The sequence below is a fragment of the Vibrio sp. YT-15 genome (assembly GCF_033337445.1).
Classification (GTDB): Bacteria; Pseudomonadota; Gammaproteobacteria; order Enterobacterales; family Vibrionaceae; genus Vibrio; species Vibrio alginolyticus.
This window is the reverse complement of sequence record NZ_JAWOQR010000095.1, coordinates 1-1276: the sequence shown is the minus strand read 5'-3', so window position 1 is coordinate 1276 and position 1276 is coordinate 1. Positions and strand designations below refer to the sequence as shown.

1 protein-coding gene is annotated in these 1276 nt (G+C 48.3%); it reads right to left on the bottom strand.

All coding sequences use genetic code 11. The features are described 5' to 3' along the window. Positions 1-1276: ExeA family protein (locus tag R7D93_RS25505; RefSeq protein WP_318129583.1), on the bottom strand; the 1276-nt coding region annotated here is incomplete at both ends.

The window sequence follows — 1276 nt, the reverse complement described above, 5'->3', positions numbered from 1 at the left end:
TAAACGTAGACGCTGTTTGCCATTGAGCACTTCTACTTGATCGTTGCCAACTGCATACAAAATCACGTAACCAACATCGCCTTGATAATTCAGCTCTAAAATAACCGGTCGATTTTGCTGCATCAGCAAGGGCCACGTTGCCATTTTTCTTTCACAACGCATGGTGGATTGAGGCTCAGACAAGCAAAGATTATCGCGCACTGATGCTCGATATCCCCAAAGGCGGTAAAGATCATTCACGGCAAGATTGGATTGTTTCTGCGCCAACAGCATATCGCGCTGTGCATCAGTTAGCTGCTCACTTGCCATAAGAGGAGCAGGAGTAGACGAAGACGCAGCAACGGGGACTTCCGACATCGGAGCCTTAGGCTTCACTGGCATGTAATTTATTGCAGCCCAGCCGACACCAACCGCTGCCATTACACCAATAGCAGCCGATCCCCAAGCTGGCCAAGTAAATGACTGACGAGGTTTATCTTGCTGGTAAATGTCCGCCTGAAACTGCATGACTTCTTCGCAGGCTTGTTGCACCGTCTGTTTATCGACAACGACACTGCCCTGGTGATAACTCATATTCAATGCTTTATCACAAATCAGGTTGATGAGACGCGGAATGCCATGGCTATACTTCGCAATCAACTTACTGGAACTGCGATGAAACAGTTGCTGATCACCACCAGCCGTGTGCAAACGAAACGCGATGTAATCCGCAGTCTCTTTCTCATCAAGAGGTAACAGATGATAACGGCCAGTGATACGCTGTGCGAGCTGACGCAACTGCGTAGTCTGTAACAAGCGTTGCAATTCTGGCTGCCCTACCAACAGCACTTTAAGCAGCTTTCTGGTATCGGTTTCTAAGTTCGTTAACAAGCGCAGTTGCTCAAGTACATCGGCAGCAAGATGCTGAGCCTCATCAATGACGAGCAACGTCTGCCAACCCACCTTGTGGTTACGCAGCAAATAATGATGTATGACTTGGTTTAGCTGTTTTAACGTCGCATCCTGCGGATAAGAGATCTTAAATTCATCACAAATCGCTTCTAGCAGATCTCGGCTCGAAAAAGTCGGATTGAGAATCAGCCCCGCTTTGGTGCTTTCATCTAAATTCGCGAGCATGGCTTTGGCCACTGTCGTTTTGCCTGTTCCTACCTCACCGGTCAGCATGGCAAAACCACCGCCGTCGCCCAATCCCGCATTGAGGTGCGTGATCGCTTCTTTATGACGTTGGCTTAAATACAAATAACGTGAGTTGGGAACAATCGAAAACGGCTGCTCA